This window comes from Pseudomonas fluorescens (genome assembly GCF_001307155.1).
In the GTDB taxonomy this organism is placed as follows: Bacteria; Pseudomonadota; Gammaproteobacteria; order Pseudomonadales; family Pseudomonadaceae; genus Aquipseudomonas; species Aquipseudomonas helvetica.
Genome location: NZ_CP012830.1, coordinates 382445 through 399119, shown reverse-complemented (window position 1 = coordinate 399119; position 16675 = coordinate 382445). Strand labels below are relative to the sequence as shown.

Genomic DNA, 16675 nt, shown 5'->3' with positions numbered 1-16675 from the left:
CGCCGTTTTCGTTTATCGGAGTGCTTCATGTCTCGCCGTCTGCCCGTCATTATTTTGCTTATCGCCTTGCCGCTGTGGCTGGCCGCCAGTTATGGCCTGCGTTATGTCCTGATGGAGGATGCCCAGTGGGTGGGTCTCTGCGTTGATGAGGCGAGCCGTTGGGAATGCCAGGCGCGCTCGACCCTCGGCTTGATGATTCACTTCAAGGTGATGGGCGGGGCTGCATTGGCGGCAGCGGTGCTGGGCTTTGTGGTGCCGGGCCGGGCTGGCTGGTGGCTGGCGGTGTTGGCACTGGTGTTCGGATTTCCGGCATTGGCGCTGTATAACACCGGCATTGCGGTATTTGCCGTGGTGATCGCAGGGTTGCGGTTGGTGCGGGCTCGTGGCGAGGGGGCTTGACGGAACGCCGCACCGCCCCGTTCGGCTGCGAAGCAGCCGTAAAAGGCTTGTAGTGAACCGGCTGGACTCGGGACTACTCCGTAGTCCAGCGGGGGCAAGCCCCCTCGCCACAAAAGACCGCCGATATTCAATGCGATTTATCAGGTATTGCGAACCCGCAAGCTGCGCCACAGCGCGGCAATCATCAGCAGGCAAACCAGCGCCCAGCCCCAGGCTTGCTGGTTGAACAGGCCTTCGCGGTACAGCTGCGGGGCGATGCTGGCGCCGATGATGAAAGTCAGCAGTGCAATTTCCCGGCGCGGTGCGCTGACCGGGCGAATCAGATAGACCAGCGCTGGCAGCAGCAGGGCGGCGCTCGGGAAGCTGCGATAGCGCGGTTCGAACACCAGCCCCAGCATCATCACCGCGCCAGCGAATCCGGCGGCAGCGAGCAGCCAGCCAGCGCGACGTTCCAGTGCATTGAAGGCGCGTTCACGCCAACCGGTTCTGGCGCTGAGGAACAACGCCGCATGAGCCAGCACCAAAAAGTTCAGGCCGGTCAGTAACGCAGCCCAGATCCACTCATCGGCAAAGCGGCTGGTAGCGCGAGCCAGCTCACCCCAGGTGCCAATGGAGCATGCAGCGACCGCACCGAGCAGTGGCAACACCAACGCTGCGCGAGTACTGCGTACGCGGCCGCCAAGCATCAGCGTACCGACGAAGATCAGGCCGCCGACGGCCAGCCATTGCGGCCAGAACGGCAGGTTGGTGACGGGGCCTGCCAGTACGCCCTTGTCCTGGCGGTTTGCGTCGAACAGCCCCCAGTAACCGCCGACCGCTCCTTCACTGGCGCGTTTCCACGGTTGGTCAAAGGCTTCGATCAGGTTGTAGTGCCAGCCTTGCTGCTCGGCCATCGCCACAAAACCACGAATGAACTTGGCTTCATTGACTCGGCTCGGTACTGCGGTTTCCCGCTGGCGACCTTCGCTCGGCCAGCCGGTTTCGCCAATCAGCACGTCCTTGGGCGCGAAGCGGCTGCCGAAGATCTGCCGAACCTCGGCAACGTGCTGCAGGGCGGCGTCGATGTTGGACGGATCATCTTCCCAGTACGGCAGCAAATGGATGGTCAGGAAGTCCACCGCCGGGGCGACTTCAGGATGCTTGAGCCAGAACTCCCAGACGTCGGCGTAGGTCACTGGCTGTTTGACGTGGCTCTTGACGTGGTTGATCAGCTTGGCCAATTGCGCGCCGGTGACTTCCTTGCGCAGCAGGGTTTCGTTGCCTACGATCACTGAGCTGACCACGTCCGGGTTGGCGTTGGCCTCGGCGATCAGCAGTTCGACTTCCTTGGCAGTGTCCACCGGGTTGCTGTTGACCCAGGCGCCGATCATCAGCTTCAGGCCATGCTTGCGCGCCAGGTCTGGCAGCGCTTCGAGACCGGTCATCGAATAGGTGCGAATGCACTCGAAGCGGGTTGCCAGCAACGCGAGGTCGGCGTCCATGCGTTCAGGGCGCAGTTTGAACGGCTGATCGAATGGCGATTGGTCCTTGTCGAACGGTGTGTACGAGGCGCACTGCAATTTGTGCGTGGCGCTGGCCACGTCCGGCAGCAGCACCGGTTGACCGAGCCCGTACCAGTAACCACCAAGGGCAAACAGGCCAAGCAGGCAGGCAAATAGATAAGCGAAGAAGGGGAAGCGCGAGGTGGCGGGCATGGTCAGGCCGTCTGGGAACAAAGCCGCGCATCTTACCTGCATTTGTCCCGTGCTTGGTGACCTGCATGGTTTTGACATGCAAAGTTCAGGCGGGATTCGCAGGGGCATTTTTGCAGGGCGCGATTACTGGCGTTCTGATGTCGTTTCTCGATGCCTTGAGGTCGCAGGCAGAGCAGGTCGCCGCAGGCGCGAGGTTGATTATCGACTCGTCAGTACTCCGCTGATGTTCGAACGGATTTGCGGTGAGGCGTGATGGGGGCGCTGGGCACCATAACAATACATTGACGCTGCTCGGCATCCGTCGGGCGCAGCACTTTCGGGGAAGTAACGATGAAGATGCGACTACTCTTGGGCGCAGGTGCGGCTTTGGTGCTGGCGATCAGTTCTACTGTGGCCAGCGCCGAAAGCAAGGCAGTGACGATCGGTTATGTCGATGGCTGGTCGGACAGCGTCGCCACCACCAACGTGGCTGCAGAAGTGATCAAGCAAAAGCTCGGCTACGACGTGAAACTGCAAGCCGTGGCCACCGGGATCATGTGGCAGGGTGTAGCCACCGGTAAACTCGATGCAATGCTGTCGGCCTGGCTGCCAGTGACCCATGGCGAATACTGGGCGAAGAACAAGGATCAGGTCGTCGATTACGGCCCGAACTTCAAGGATGCGAAAATCGGTCTGATCGTGCCGGAGTACGTCAAGGCCAAGACCATTGAGGATCTTAAAACCGACGAGAGCTTCAAAGGTCGTATCGTCGGCATTGACGCCGGTTCAGGCGTGATGCTCAAGACCGATCAGGCGATCAAGGACTACGGTCTGAGCAACTACACCCTCAAGGCCAGTTCCGGCGCCGGCATGATTGCCGAGCTGACCCGTGCCGAGAAGAAAAACGAATCCATCGCGGTCACCGGTTGGGTACCTCACTGGATGTTCGCCAAGTGGAAACTGCGCTTCCTGGAAGACCCAAAAGGCGTTTATGGCGCAGCTGAAACCGTAAACAGCATCGGTAGCAAAGAGCTGGCAACCAAAGCGCCGGAAGTTGCGAAGTTCCTGAAGAACTTCCAGTGGGCGTCGAAAGACGAAATCGGCGAAGTCATGCTGGCCATCCAGGATGGTGCCAAACCTGAAGTGGCAGCCAAGGAGTGGGTGACCAAACACCCGGCGCGCGTCGCCGAGTGGACCAAGTAATTTGATCTGACACGTCTGATCAGCACGTTCCAGGGCCACCTGATATCACTGTAGGAGCCGAGCTTGCTCGCGATGCGGTCTTAAGGACGTCATCGCCGGCAAGCCGTGCTCCTACAGTGATGTAGGTGGCTTTTGTATTTTTGTTGGGGAGGGGCGCTTTTTATCGACTGAAAATTGGCGAAATGGTCATGTCGTTCTAATACTAAGGTCGTCTGGAACCTGTTCTGCAGCCGCATAGAGTGGATACGTTCCAACTAAAATCTGTGCTGCGAGGATAAAAACAATGAACGACAGCATTTACCTCTCGATTCAAAACAGCCCGCGCTTCAAGGAGCTGGTTCGCAAACGAGAGCGGTTCGCCTGGATTCTCTCGGCGATCATGCTTGGGCTGTACGCAGGATTCATTCTTCTGATTGCTTACGGGCCGCATCTACTGGGGGCGAAGATCAGCCCTGAGTCATCGATTACCTGGGGCATACCGATTGGTGTAGGGCTGATTGTGTCGGCCTTCGTCCTGACGGCCATCTACGTACGACGCGCCAATGGCGAATTCGACGACCTGAACAATGCGATTCTCAAGGAGGCTCAGCAATGATCCGGCGTCTATTGGCAGCTTTAGGCATTGCAGCCTTCGCACCGGCCGTTTGGGCGGCCGAAGCGCTTACTGGCGAAGTGCATAAACAACCGCTCAACGTCTCGGCGATCCTGATGTTCGTAGTGTTCGTCGGCGCAACGCTGTGCATCACCTACTGGGCCTCCAAGCGCAATAAGTCGGCGGCTGACTACTACGCGGCGGGTGGCAGGATCACCGGTTTGCAGAACGGCCTGGCGATTGCCGGTGACTACATGTCGGCGGCGTCCTTCCTGGGGATTTCCGCACTGGTGTTTGCGTCTGGCTACGATGGCCTGATCTACTCGATCGGCTTCCTGGTGGGCTGGCCGATCATTCTGTTTTTGATCGCCGAGCGTCTGCGTAACCTGGGTAAGTACACCTTTGCCGACGTGGCGTCCTACCGCCTTGGGCAAACCCAGATTCGCACCTTGTCCGCCTGTGGTTCGCTGGTGGTGGTGGCGTTCTACCTGATCGCGCAAATGGTCGGTGCCGGCAAGCTGATCCAGCTGCTGTTTGGCCTGGATTACCATGTTGCGGTGATTCTGGTGGGGATCCTGATGTGCCTCTATGTGTTGTTCGGCGGCATGCTGGCGACCACTTGGGTGCAGATCATCAAGGCTGTGCTGTTGTTGTCCGGTGCGTCGTTCATGGCGCTGATGGTGATGAAGCATGTTCACTTCGACTTCAATACGCTGTTCTCCGAGGCGATCAAGGTTCACCCTAAAGGTGAAGCGATCATGAGTCCGGGCGGTCTGGTGAAAGACCCGATCTCGGCATTCTCCCTTGGCCTGGCATTGATGTTCGGTACCGCTGGCCTGCCGCACATCCTGATGCGCTTCTTCACCGTGAGTGACGCTAAAGAAGCGCGCAAAAGCGTGCTGTATGCCACCGGCTTCATCGGTTACTTCTACATCCTGACGTTCATCATCGGTTTCGGCGCAATCCTGCTGGTCAGCACCAATCCGGCCTTCAAGGACGCTACGGGCGCGCTGTTGGGCGGCAACAACATGGCGGCGGTGCACCTGGCCAATGCGGTGGGCGGCAGTATCTTCCTCGGCTTCATCTCGGCAGTAGCCTTCGCCACCATTCTGGCGGTGGTTGCCGGACTGACCCTGGCCGGGGCCACGGCGGTGTCTCACGACCTGTACGCCAGTGTGATCAAGAAGGGCAAGGCCAACGAGAAGGATGAGATCCGGGTTTCGAAGATCACCACCATCGCCTTGGGCGTGTTGGCGATTGTTCTGGGCATCCTGTTCGAAAGCCAGAACATCGCGTTCATGGTGGGCCTGGCATTCTCGATCGCTGCCAGCTGCAACTTCCCGGTACTGCTGCTTTCCATGTACTGGAAGAAACTGACTACGCGCGGTGCGATGGTCGGCGGCTGGATGGGGCTGGTCAGTGCGGTGGGCCTGATGGTGCTGGGCCCGACCATTTGGGTGCAGATCATGGGGCACGAGAAGGCGATCTTCCCGTATGAGTACCCGGCGCTGTTCTCGATGGCCATTGCCTTTGTCGGTATCTGGTTCTTCTCGATCACCGACAAGTCCGCAGCGGCTGACAATGAGCGGGCGCTGTTCTTCCCGCAATTCGTCCGTTCGCAGACCGGATTGGGGGCGAGCGGGGCGGTGTCGCACTAACGTACAGGGTTGTATAAGCGTCTCTATATAAGCAGCGTTAAACAGAAATGCCCCGGTCGAGAGATCGGGGCATTTTTTATGAGAAGTACGCTCTCCGTAGCAGCTGCCGAGCCTGCGAGGCTGCGTTCGGCTGCGCAGCAGTCGCAAATCAGGCGCGTCGGTTCTTCGGGGGGCATCGTGTATGGCGGGTTTACAGGGGGCGGTGGGGTGATCCGGGGTAAACAAAAACGGCCTCTGCTCTTTTATCAGAGGCAGAGGCCGTTTTCGGTGCAGCTAAGACGTTATCGCAAGACAGGTCTTACTTGCGGTCTTCAAGCCGGGTGATGTCACGCGACTCGTAGCCGGTGTACAGCTGGCGCGGGCGGCCAATCTTGTACGGGCTGGAGAGCATTTCTTTCCAGTGGGAGATCCAGCCAACGGTCCGCGCCAGGGCGAAGATCACGGTGAACATACTGGTTGGAATGCCGATCGCCTTGAGGATGATCCCCGAGTAGAAGTCGACGTTCGGGTACAGCGAGCGTTCGATGAAGTACGGGTCGGTCAGGGCGATCTCTTCCAGGCGCATGGCCAGTTCGAGTTGCGGATCGTTCTGGATACCCAGTTCCTTGAGCACTTCGTCGCAGGTCTTTTTCATGACGGTAGCGCGTGGGTCGCGGTTTTTGTAAACCCGGTGACCGAAGCCCATCAGTTTGAACGGATCGTTCTTGTCCTTGGCCTTGGCGATGAACTTGTCGATGTTCGAGACATCGCCAATTTCGTCGAGCATGGTCAGCACGGCTTCGTTGGCGCCGCCGTGAGCCGGGCCCCAAAGTGCAGCGATACCGGCAGCGATACAGGCGAACGGGTTGGCACCCGACGAGCCGGCCAGGCGTACGGTGGAGGTCGATGCGTTCTGCTCGTGGTCGGCGTGGAGGATGAAGATCCGGTCCATGGCCTTGGCGAGTACCGGGCTGATCGGTTTGATCTCGCACGGGGTGTTGAACATCATGTGCAGGAAGTTTTCCGCATACGACAGGTCGTTGCGCGGGTACATCATGGGTTGACCCATGGAGTACTTGTAAACCATCGCTGCGAGGGTTGGCATCTTGGCAACCAGGCGGATCGCGGAGATTTCGCGATGCTGCGGGTTATTGATGTCCAGGGAGTCGTGGTAGAACGCCGAAAGGGCGCCGACTACACCGCACATGACGGCCATCGGGTGGGCGTCGCGACGGAAGCCGTTGAAGAAGGTCTTCAGTTGCTCATGAACCATGGTGTGGTTCTTGACGGTGCTGACGAACTGGGCCTTCTGTTCTGCAGTCGGCAATTCGCCGTTGAGCAGCAGGTAGCAGGTTTCCAGATAGTCCGACTTCTCGGCGAGTTGCTCGATCGGGTAGCCGCGGTGCAACAAAATGCCGTTGTCGCCGTCGATATAGGTAATCTTCGATTCGCAAGAGGCGGTCGACATGAAACCCGGGTCAAAAGTGAAACGGCCCGTGGCCGTCAGGCCCCGAACGTCGATTACATCGGGACCAACGGTGCCGGTTAAAATGGGCAGCTCGACGGGGGCTGCGCCCTCGATGATCAACTGCGCTTTTTTGTCAGCCATGTGGCCTCCTATTTATGCTTGAAATCATCAGACAGACCCCCCACGCAGGGCCCGCACCACTATAGTGAGATAAATTCGAATGTCAATTTGCCTAAAGTCTTGCTCCAGAAGGCTTTAACCGGACTTTTTCCTCGAAATTACCTGCCGTTTACGCCTTTTATCCCGCTTGCGCAATGAGCTATTAGGGGAAGGTGAACGCGTTGTCATTAGTAGCCTAACTGTCTATACTCGGCCACCGACCGCCAGGGGCTTTTGGGCCTGCTTTATTGGGGGTCGCATCCCTGGGTGGTGGTTACCTGACCAGTGCACTCCCCAACAACTTTGCCCTGATTGTTAGGGGCTCTTCAGTGTGAAAAAAAAGCCGTGAAAAGCCAACGACCTGTAAACCTAGACCTAAGGACCATCAAACTCCCCATCACCGGCGTTACGTCGTTTCTTCACCGTGTTTCCGGCATCATCCTCTTCCTGGGCCTTGGCATCATGCTGTATGCATTGAGCAAATCCCTGGGTTCCGAGGAAGGTTTTGCCGAGGTGAAGGCATGCTTGACCAGTCCGCTGGCCAAGTTCGTAGCATGGGGCCTTCTGTCCGCCTTGCTGTATCACATGGTGGCCGGTGTACGCCATCTGATCATGGACATGGGCATCGGTGAGACGCTGGAAGGCGGCAAGCTGGGCTCGAAAATTATCATCGCCATTTCCGTGGTGTTGATCGTTCTGGCGGGAGTTTGGATATGGTAACCAGCGTTACGAACCTATCGCGTTCGGGCCTCTATGACTGGATGGCACAGCGTGTGTCTGCGGTCGTTCTCGCGGCTTATTTCATTTTCCTGATCGGATACCTTGTTGCGCACCCTGGCCTTGGCTACGCCCAATGGCACTTGCTGTTCGCAAACAACTGGATGCGCATCTTCAGTCTGTTGGCCCTGGTTGCCCTTGGCGCTCACGCCTGGGTCGGCATGTGGACCATCGCGACCGACTACCTGACGCCGATGGCGCTGGGCAAGTCCGCGACTGCAGTACGTTTCCTTTTCCAGGCAGTATGCGGCGTTGCGATGTTCGCTTACTTCGTCTGGGGTGTGCAGATTCTCTGGGGTATCTGATTCATGTCTAACTCAGTAAATACGCTTTCGTTCGACGCCATCATCATTGGCGGCGGCGGTGCCGGCATGCGCGCTGCGCTGCAGCTGGCACAAGGTGGTCACAAGACTGCCGTAGTCACCAAGGTTTTCCCGACTCGTTCGCACACCGTATCCGCACAGGGTGGCATCACCTGCGCCATCGCCTCCGCTGATCCGAACGATGACTGGCGCTGGCACATGTACGATACCGTCAAGGGTTCCGACTACATCGGTGACCAGGACGCTATCGAATACATGTGTTCCGTAGGCCCGGAAGCGGTCTTCGAGCTCGAGCACATGGGCTTGCCGTTCTCCCGTACCGAACAGGGTCGCATCTATCAGCGTCCGTTCGGCGGTCAGTCGAAAGACTTCGGTAAAGGTGGCCAGGCTGCCCGTACCTGCGCTGCTGCCGACCGTACCGGTCACGCTCTGCTGCACACCCTGTACCAGGCCAACCTGAAGGCCGGCACCGTATTCCTCAACGAATACTACGGCGTCGACCTGGTGAAGAACGAAGACGGTGCCTTTGTCGGCATGATCGTCATCTGCATCGAAACCGGCGAAACCTCCTACGTCCGCGCTAACGCCACCGTTCTGGCGACTGGCGGTGCAGGTCGTATCTACTCGTCCACCACCAACGCCCTGATCAACACCGGTGACGGCGTCGGCATGGCTCTGCGTGCTGGCGTGCCGGTACAAGACATCGAAATGTGGCAGTTCCACCCGACCGGCATTGCCGGCGCCGGTGTACTGGTTACCGAAGGTTGCCGCGGTGAAGGCGGTTACCTGATCAACAAGCACGGCGAGCGTTTCATGGAGCGTTATGCTCCGAACGCCAAAGACCTTGCCGGTCGTGACGTGGTTGCTCGCTCGATGGTTAAAGAAATCATCGCCGGCAACGGTTGCGGTCCGGATGGCGACCACGTGATGCTGAAACTCGATCACCTCGGTGAAGAAGTTCTGCACAGCCGTCTGCCAGGCATCATGGAACTGTCCAAGACCTTCGCTCACGTCGATCCAGCCGTAGCGCCGATCCCGGTTGTTCCAACCTGCCACTATATGATGGGCGGCGTTGCCACCAACATTCATGGCCAGGCAATCACTCAGGACGCCGACGGCAAGGACCAGATCATTCCTGGCCTGTTCGCGGTAGGCGAAGTGGCGTGCGTATCGGTTCACGGTGCCAACCGTCTGGGCGGCAACTCGCTGCTCGACCTGGTGGTATTCGGCCGTGCGGCCGGCCTGTTCCTGGAGCAGACCCTGAAAGAAGGCGTCGACTACGCTCGCCCTCGTCAGTCCGACATCGACGCAGCCCTGGCGCGTCTCGATGGCCTGAACTCGCGTACCGAAGGCGAAGACGTCGCTACCCTGCGTAAAGAGCTGCAAAGCTGCATGCAGAACTACTTCGGTGTATTCCGTACCGGCGAATACATGCAGAAGGGTATTGCTCAGCTGGCTGATCTGCGTGGCCGTATCGCCAACGTCAAGATCAACGATAAGAGCCAGGCGTTCAACACTGCTCGTATCGAAGCGCTGGAACTGCAAAACCTGCTGGAAGTGGCCGAAGCTACTGCCATTGCTGCAGAGATCCGCAAAGAGTCCCGCGGCGCTCACGCCCGTGAAGACTACGAAGATCGCGACGACGAAAACTGGCTGTGCCACACCCTGTACTTCCCGGGTGACAAGCGCGTTACCAAGCGTGCCGTGAACTTCTCGCCGAAGACTGTTCCGACTTTTGAACCTAAGATTCGGACTTATTAAGGGTGGCCGCCATGTTGCAAGTCAGTGTTTATCGCTACAACCCTGATCAGGACGCCGCGCCGTTCATGCAGGAATTCAAGGTCGACACCGGTGGTAAAGACCTGATGGTGCTGGACGTGCTGGCCCTGATCAAAGAGCAGGACGAGGGTTTCTCCTATCGTCGCTCTTGCCGTGAAGGTGTTTGCGGTTCCGACGGCATGAACATCAACGGCAAAAACGGTCTGGCCTGCGTCACGCCGCTGTCTGCCGTCGTCAAAGGTAACAAGTTGATCGTTCGTCCTCTGCCAGGTTTGCCGGTTATCCGTGACCTGGTCGTCGATATGAGCATCTTCTACAAGCAATACGAAAAGGTTAAGCCTTTCCTGCAGAACGACACGCCGGCTCCGGCCATCGAGCGTCTGCAGACTCCTGAAGAGCGTGAAAAGCTCGACGGTCTGTACGAGTGCATCCTGTGCGCTTGCTGCTCGACCTCTTGCCCGTCCTTCTGGTGGAACCCGGACAAGTTCCTGGGTCCAGCTGCTCTGCTGCAAGCCTACCGCTTCCTGGCAGACAGCCGTGACACCAAGACTTCCGAGCGTCTGGCTTCGCTGGATGACCCGTTCAGCGTATTCCGCTGCCGCGGGATCATGAACTGCGTCAACGTATGTCCGAAAGGCCTGAACCCGACTAAGGCCATCGGTCACATACGTAACATGCTGCTGCAAAGCGGCGTGTGATTCAGCTGTTGTACCCGTAGAACTGCTGTACCCGTAGAGGCTAAGGCGCGGGCTTCAACCCGCGTCTTGGCTATAACCAGAGTGGCAGCCCACAAGGCTGCGGCTCTTATTTTGAAGAAATGAGACAAGCAGGGGCATCCGGGCTGGTACCCGGACTATCAGCGTGATCCTAAGTGGCTTGTTTTGGTCGCTGCACTCGGACTTCTGCAAGCTTGCTCGGTGTCTTCGCCGATGGTGTTCCCCTAACCGAGGGTGACCAAGCATGCAAGAAAGCGTGATGCAGCGCATGTGGAACAGCGGCTATCTTTCAGGTGGTAACGCTGCCTATGTGGAAGAGCTTTATGAGCTCTACCTGCACGACCCTAACGCTGTGCCAGAAGAATGGCGCACCAAATTTCAGACGTTGCCCGCTGACGGCAACGCTGCCACCGATGTATCGCACTCGACGATTCGCGATCATTTCGTGCTGCTGGCAAAGAACCAGCGCCGCGCCCAACCGGTTTCCGCCGGCAGCGTGAGCAGTGAGCACGAGAAGAAGCAAGTTGAAGTGCTGCGACTGATCCAGGCCTACCGTATGCGTGGCCACCAGGCAGCCCAGCTTGACCCGCTGGGGCTGTGGCAGCGTCCTGCACCTGCAGACCTGTCGATCAATCATTACGGCTTGACCAATGCCGATCTTGATACGACCTTCCGTGCCGGCGACCTGTTCATCGGCAAAGAGGAAGCGAGCCTACGCGAAATTCACGAAGCGTTGCAGCAGACATATTGCCGCACCATCGGCGCTGAATTTACTCACATCGTCGATTCCGAGCAGCGCCAGTGGTTCCAGCAGCGTCTGGAAGGCGTGCGTGGTCGTCCGGTGTATTCGGCCGACATCAAGAGCCATCTGCTTGAGCGCGTCACTGCAGGTGAAGGTCTGGAAAAATACCTGGGTACCAAATACCCGGGCACCAAGCGTTTCGGCCTGGAAGGCGGCGAAAGCCTGATTCCGATGCTGGACGAGCTGATCCAGCGCTCCGGTTCCTACGGCACCAAGGAAATCGTTATCGGCATGGCCCACCGTGGCCGTCTGAACGTGCTGGTCAACACCTTCGGCAAGAACCCGCGCGAGCTGTTCGACGAGTTCGAAGGCAAGAAGAAGGTCGAGCTGGGTTCCGGTGACGTTAAATACCACCAGGGCTTCTCCTCCAACGTGATGACCGCAGGCGGCGAAGTCCACCTGGCCATGGCCTTCAACCCGTCCCACCTGGAAATCGTTTCGCCAGTGGTCGAGGGTTCGGTCCGTGCCCGTCAGGATCGTCGCAACGATCCGACCGGTGAGAAAGTCCTGCCGATTTCCATCCACGGTGACGCGGCATTCGCTGGTCAGGGCGTGGTCATGGAAACCTTCCAGATGTCGCAGACTCGCGGCTTCCGGACTGGCGGTACGGTTCACATCGTGATCAACAACCAGGTTGGTTTCACCATCAGCAACCCGGAAGACTCGCGCTCCACCGAGTACGCCACCGACGTTGCGAAAATGATCCAGGCGCCGATCCTCCATGTGAATGGTGATGATCCGGAAGCCGTATTGTTCGTGACCCAGCTGGCCATCGACTACCGCATGCAGTTCAAGCGTGACGTGGTGATCGACCTGGTCTGCTACCGTCGTCGCGGCCACAACGAAGCGGACGAGCCAAGCGGCACCCAGCCTCTGATGTATCAGCAGATCACCAAGCAGCGCACCACGCGTGAGCTGTATGCCGATCGCCTGACCCAGAGTGGTGTGCTTGACGCTGCGCGTGTTCAGACGAAAGTCGACGAATACCGCAACGCGCTGGACAACGGTCTGCACGTAGTGAAAAGCCTGGTCAAGGAGCCGAACAAAGAGCTGTTCGTCGACTGGCGTCCGTACCTGGGCCACGCCTGGACTGCGCGTCACGACACCACGTTCGATCTGAAGACCCTGCAAGAGCTGTCCGCCAAACTGCTGGAAATCCCGGAAGGTTTCGTGGTTCAGCGCCAGGTTGCGAAGATCTACGAAGACCGTCAGAAAATGCAAGCCGGCGGCCTGCCGATCAACTGGGGTTACGCCGAAACCATGGCGTACGCGACCCTGGCGTTCGAAGGTCACCCGATTCGCATGACCGGCCAGGACATCGGCCGCGGTACGTTCTCGCACCGTCATGCGGTATTGCACAACCAGAAAGACGCGGGCACCTACATCCCGTTGCAACACCTGTACGAAGGCCAGCCACGTTTCGACCTGTACGATTCGTTCCTGTCCGAAGAAGCCGTACTGGCGTTCGAATACGGCTACTCCACCACCACGCCTGACGCGCTGGTGATCTGGGAAGCCCAGTTCGGCGACTTCGCCAACGGTGCCCAAGTGGTTATCGACCAGTTCATCACCAGCGGTGAGCACAAGTGGGGCCGTCTGTGCGGTCTGACCATGTTGCTGCCACACGGTTATGAAGGTCAGGGTCCGGAGCACTCTTCGGCTCGTCTGGAGCGTTACCTGCAGCTGTGCGCCGAGCACAACATTCAGGTGTGCATGCCGACTACGCCGGCCCAGATCTACCACTTGCTGCGTCGCCAGGTGATTCGTCCTCTGCGCAAACCATTGGTAGTGCTGACTCCGAAGTCGCTGTTGCGTCACAAGCTGGCCATCTCGACCCTGGAAGATCTGGCCGAAGGTTCGTTCCAGACCGTTATTCCGGAAATCGATGCGCATGATCCGAAAAAGGTCACTCGTCTCGTGCTGTGTAGCGGCAAGGTCTACTACGACCTGCTGGAAAAACGCCGTGCCGAAGGTCGTGACGACATCGCCATCGTGCGTCTTGAGCAGCTGTACCCATTCCCTGAGGACGACTTGATTGAAGTCCTGGCTCCTTATTCCAACCTCAAACACGTCGTTTGGTGTCAGGAAGAGCCGATGAACCAGGGTGCCTGGTACTGCAGCCAGCATCACATGCGCCGCATCGTTGGCGGTCACAACAAGTCTCTCGTACTCGAGTACGCGGGCCGTGACGCTTCTGCTGCACCTGCATGTGGTTATGCATCGATGCACGCCGAGCAGCAGGAAAAACTGCTGCAAGACGCCTTTACTGTTTAACGCCTTCGCGCACCTGAAACCGAATTTAAGGAACCACAGACAATGGCTATCGAGATCAAAGCCCCCACTTTCCCGGAATCGGTTGCCGATGGCACCGTTGCCACCTGGCACAAAAAACCGGGCGACGCGGTCAAGCGCGACGAACTGATCGTCGACATCGAAACCGATAAAGTCGTACTGGAAGTGTTGGCTACCGCTGATGGCGTACTGGGCGCTATCGTTAAGAACGAAGGCGACACCGTTCTGTCCGACGAAGTCCTGGGCTCCATCGGGGAGGGCGGTGCTGTTGCCGCCGCTCCGGCTGCCGCTGCTGCACCTGCACAGGCTGCTGCTTTGTCCGTTGTTGGCGAAGATGATCCTGTTGCTGCACCGGCTGCTCGCAAGCTGGCTGAAGAAAACGGCATCAACATCGCTTCCGTTGCCGGTACTGGCAAAGGCGGTCGTGTGACCAAGGAAGACGTGGTTGCTGCAGTTGCTGCCAAGGCCGCTGCTCCGGCTGCCGCACCTGCCAAGGCTGCCGCCCCGGCTGCCGCTGCTCCTGTGTTCGCCGCTGGCGACCGCACCGAGAAGCGCGTACCGATGACCCGCGTGCGTGCAACCGTGGCCAAGCGCCTGGTTGAAGCCCAGTCGAACATGGCGATGCTGACTACTTTCAACGAAGTCGACATGACTGAAGTCATGGCCCTGCGTTCGAAGTACAAGGACCTGTTCGAGAAGTCCCACAATGGCGTGCGCCTGGGCTTCATGTCGTTCTTCGTGAAAGCGGCTACCGAGGCGCTGAAACGCTTCCCGGCTGTCAACGCTTCCATCGACGGTGGCGACATCGTGTACCACGGCTATGCTGACGTCGGCGTTGCCGTGTCCAGCGACCGTGGCCTGGTGGTGCCGGTTCTGCGTAACGCCGAACTGATGAGCCTGGCTGAAATCGAAGGCGGCATTGCCAACTTCGGCAAGAAGGCTCGCGACGGCAAGCTGACCATCGACGAAATGACTGGTGGCACGTTCACCATCACCAACGGTGGTACATTCGGCTCGATGATGTCGACCCCGATCGTCAACCCGCCACAAGCGGCTATCCTGGGCATGCACAACATTCTGCAGCGTCCGATGGCGATCAACGGTCAGGTTGTTATTCGTCCGATGATGTACCTGGCTCTGTCCTACGATCACCGTTTGATCGACGGCAAAGAAGCTGTGACCTTCCTGGTTACCATCAAGAACCTGCTGGAAGACCCGGCTCGTCTGCTGCTGGATATCTGATTCCGTTGCACGGGCCGCTCAGCGATGAGCGGCCCATCTGTAATGACCAGCTTCGTCCCACGACGGTCCCCTGAACGGGATCGTCCGGTTTGATTCGAGAAGGAATGACACATGACTCAGAAATTCGACGTGGTAGTGATTGGTGCGGGCCCTGGCGGCTACGTAGCTGCCATTAAAGCTGCGCAACTTGGCCTTTCGACTGCCTGCATCGAGAAATACACCGACAAAGAGGGCAAACTGGCCCTCGGCGGTACTTGCCTGAACGTCGGCTGCATTCCGTCCAAGGCGCTGCTGGACAGCTCCTGGAAGTTTCACGAAGCTCAAGACGGCTTCGCGATCCACGGCATCAACCACGCTGGCGTGACCATGGACGTGCCAGCAATGGTCGGCCGCAAGGCCAACATCGTCAAAGGCCTGACCTCTGGCGTTGCCACCCTGTTCAAAGCCAATGGCGTGACCTCCCTGCAAGGCCACGGCAAACTGCTGGCCGGCAAGAAAGTCGAGCTGACCAAGCCTGACGGCAGCGTCGAAATCATCGAAGCCGAGAACGTGATCCTGGCTCCAGGTTCGCGTCCGATCGACATTCCACCGGCTCCGGTTGACCAGAACGTGATCGTTGATTCGACCGGCGCTCTGGAATTCCAGTCCGTACCTAAGCGTCTGGGCGTAATCGGCGCTGGCGTGATTGGTCTGGAGTTGGGTTCGGTCTGGTCCCGTCTGGGCGCAGAAGTTACCGTTCTTGAAGCGCTGGACACCTTCCTGATGGCGGCTGACGCTGCTGTTTCCAAGGAAGCGCTGAAAACCCTGACCAAACAGGGTCTGGACATCAAGCTGGGTGCTCGCGTTACCGGTTCCAAAGTGAACGGCAACGAAGTCGTTGTGAACTACACCGATGCCAACGGCGAACAGAACATCACTTTCGACAAGCTGATCGTAGCCGTTGGTCGCCGTCCAGTGACCACTGATCTGCTGTCCGCCGATTGCGGCGTGACCCTCGACGAGCGCGGTTTCGTGCACGTTGACGATCACTGCGCCACCACCGTACCGGGCGTTTACGCCATTGGTGACGTGGTTCGCGGCATGATGCTGGCACACAAGGCCTCGGAAGAGGGCATCATGGTTGTCGAGCGCATCAAGGGCCACAAAGCCCAGATGAACTATGACCTGATCCCTTCGGTTATTTATACTCACCCGGAAATTGCATGGGTCGGTAAAACCGAGCAGGCCTTGAAAGCTGAAGGCGTTGAAGTTAACGTCGGCACTTTCCCGTTTGCAGCTTCTGGCCGTGCCATGGCAGCCAACGATACCGGTGGTTTCGTCAAAGTTATCGCCGATGCCAAGACTGACCGCGTATTGGGCGTCCACGTGATTGGCCCGAGCGCAGCAGAACTGGTACAGCAGGGTGCAATCGGCATGGAATTCGGCACTAGCGCCGAAGACCTGGGCATGATGGTTTTCTCCCATCCGACCCTGTCCGAAGCCTTGCACGAAGCAGCTCTGGCAGTGAATGGCGGCGCCATCCACATCGCCAACCGCAAGAAGCGTTAAGACAATAAGAAACCACGGCGGAATGGCCCGTCGTGAGCCTTGCCTGCAAGACTCACCGCGGAATA

Annotated in this window: 13 protein-coding genes; 11 read left to right on the top strand and 2 right to left on the bottom strand. The window is 58.5% G+C overall.

Features of this window, described 5'->3' with window-relative positions; translation table 11 throughout:
* Positions 1-27: 27 nt before the first annotated feature.
* A complete protein-coding gene (locus AO353_RS01885) occupies positions 28-399 on the top strand; it encodes a hypothetical protein (RefSeq protein ID WP_054593431.1) in 372 nt (123 codons plus the stop codon).
* 140 nt (positions 400-539) lie between these two features.
* On the opposite strand, the gene AO353_RS01880 is transcribed toward AO353_RS01885, so the two are convergent.
* Positions 540-2135, bottom strand: coding sequence for a hypothetical protein (locus tag AO353_RS01880; RefSeq protein ID WP_054593430.1), 1596 nt, complete (start codon positions 2133-2135; stop codon positions 540-542).
* Between the two features lie 288 nt (positions 2136-2423).
* On the opposite strand from AO353_RS01880, the gene AO353_RS01875 reads away from it, so the two are divergent.
* From AO353_RS01875 to AO353_RS01865, 3 genes are all read left to right on the top strand, one after another.
* A complete protein-coding gene (locus tag AO353_RS01875) occupies positions 2424-3275 on the top strand; it encodes a glycine betaine ABC transporter substrate-binding protein (RefSeq protein WP_054593429.1) in 852 nt (283 codons plus the stop codon).
* 283 nt (positions 3276-3558) lie between these two features.
* Entirely contained in the window at positions 3559-3870 is a 312-nt protein-coding gene (locus AO353_RS01870) for a DUF485 domain-containing protein (RefSeq protein ID WP_054593428.1), read from the top strand.
* The gene (locus AO353_RS01865) at positions 3867-5525 is read left to right on the top strand and encodes a cation acetate symporter (RefSeq protein WP_054593427.1); all 1659 of its coding nucleotides are present in this window, start codon (positions 3867-3869) and stop codon (positions 5523-5525) included. The genes AO353_RS01870 and AO353_RS01865 overlap by 4 nt, the downstream gene beginning before the upstream one ends.
* Positions 5526-5823: 298 nt before the next feature.
* On the opposite strand, the gene gltA is transcribed toward AO353_RS01865, so the two are convergent.
* Complete coding sequence (gltA, locus tag AO353_RS01860) at positions 5824-7113, bottom strand: citrate synthase (protein WP_019692325.1); 1290 nt, start codon at positions 7111-7113, stop codon at positions 5824-5826.
* Between the two features lie 363 nt (positions 7114-7476).
* On the opposite strand from gltA, the gene sdhC reads away from it, so the two are divergent.
* The 7 genes from sdhC to lpdA all read left to right on the top strand — a co-directional run bounded on the left by sdhC (position 7477) and on the right by lpdA (position 16610).
* Positions 7477-7851, top strand: coding sequence for a succinate dehydrogenase, cytochrome b556 subunit (sdhC, locus tag AO353_RS01855; protein WP_081013689.1), 375 nt, complete (start codon positions 7477-7479; stop codon positions 7849-7851).
* Positions 7845-8213, top strand: a complete 369-nt coding sequence (sdhD, locus tag AO353_RS01850; RefSeq protein ID WP_019692323.1) for a succinate dehydrogenase, hydrophobic membrane anchor protein — start codon at positions 7845-7847, stop codon at positions 8211-8213. The genes sdhC and sdhD overlap by 7 nt, the downstream gene beginning before the upstream one ends.
* A gap of 3 nt (positions 8214-8216) precedes the next feature.
* Positions 8217-9992, top strand: a complete 1776-nt coding sequence (sdhA, locus tag AO353_RS01845; RefSeq protein WP_054593425.1) for a succinate dehydrogenase flavoprotein subunit — start codon at positions 8217-8219, stop codon at positions 9990-9992.
* A gap of 11 nt (positions 9993-10003) precedes the next feature.
* The gene (locus AO353_RS01840; protein WP_054593424.1) at positions 10004-10708 is read left to right on the top strand and encodes a succinate dehydrogenase iron-sulfur subunit; all 705 of its coding nucleotides are present in this window, start codon (positions 10004-10006) and stop codon (positions 10706-10708) included.
* Between the two features lie 262 nt (positions 10709-10970).
* Entirely contained in the window at positions 10971-13802 is a 2832-nt protein-coding gene (locus AO353_RS01835) for a 2-oxoglutarate dehydrogenase E1 component (RefSeq protein ID WP_054593423.1), read from the top strand.
* A gap of 42 nt (positions 13803-13844) precedes the next feature.
* Positions 13845-15062 carry a 2-oxoglutarate dehydrogenase complex dihydrolipoyllysine-residue succinyltransferase gene (gene odhB, locus AO353_RS01830; RefSeq protein ID WP_054593422.1) on the top strand — a complete coding sequence of 406 codons (1218 nt, stop codon included), beginning with the start codon at positions 13845-13847 and terminating at the stop codon, positions 15060-15062.
* A gap of 111 nt (positions 15063-15173) precedes the next feature.
* A complete protein-coding gene (lpdA, locus tag AO353_RS01825; protein WP_054593421.1) occupies positions 15174-16610 on the top strand; it encodes a dihydrolipoyl dehydrogenase in 1437 nt (478 codons plus the stop codon).
* Positions 16611-16675 lie beyond the last annotated feature (65 nt).

Excerpts from the sequence above, each read along its gene's own strand:
- AO353_RS01870 (WP_054593428.1), top strand. The coding sequence starts at position 3,559 with ATGAACGACAGCATTTACCTCTCGATTCAAAACAGCCCGCGCTTCAAG.
- AO353_RS01835 (WP_054593423.1), top strand. The coding sequence starts at position 10,971 with ATGCAAGAAAGCGTGATGCAGCGCATGTGGAACAGCGGCTATCTTTCA.
- odhB (WP_054593422.1), top strand. The coding sequence starts at position 13,845 with ATGGCTATCGAGATCAAAGCCCCCACTTTCCCGGAATCGGTTGCCGAT.
- gltA (WP_019692325.1), bottom strand. The coding sequence starts at position 7,113 with ATGGCTGACAAAAAAGCGCAGTTGATCATCGAGGGCGCAGCCCCCGTC.
- AO353_RS01885 (WP_054593431.1), top strand. The coding sequence starts at position 28 with ATGTCTCGCCGTCTGCCCGTCATTATTTTGCTTATCGCCTTGCCGCTG.
- AO353_RS01880 (WP_054593430.1), bottom strand. The coding sequence starts at position 2,135 with ATGCAGGTAAGATGCGCGGCTTTGTTCCCAGACGGCCTGACCATGCCC.
- lpdA (WP_054593421.1), top strand. The coding sequence starts at position 15,174 with ATGACTCAGAAATTCGACGTGGTAGTGATTGGTGCGGGCCCTGGCGGC.
- sdhD (WP_019692323.1), top strand. The coding sequence starts at position 7,845 with ATGGTAACCAGCGTTACGAACCTATCGCGTTCGGGCCTCTATGACTGG.
- AO353_RS01840 (WP_054593424.1), top strand. The coding sequence starts at position 10,004 with ATGTTGCAAGTCAGTGTTTATCGCTACAACCCTGATCAGGACGCCGCG.
- sdhA (WP_054593425.1), top strand. The coding sequence starts at position 8,217 with ATGTCTAACTCAGTAAATACGCTTTCGTTCGACGCCATCATCATTGGC.
- AO353_RS01875 (WP_054593429.1), top strand. The coding sequence starts at position 2,424 with ATGAAGATGCGACTACTCTTGGGCGCAGGTGCGGCTTTGGTGCTGGCG.
- AO353_RS01865 (WP_054593427.1), top strand. The coding sequence starts at position 3,867 with ATGATCCGGCGTCTATTGGCAGCTTTAGGCATTGCAGCCTTCGCACCG.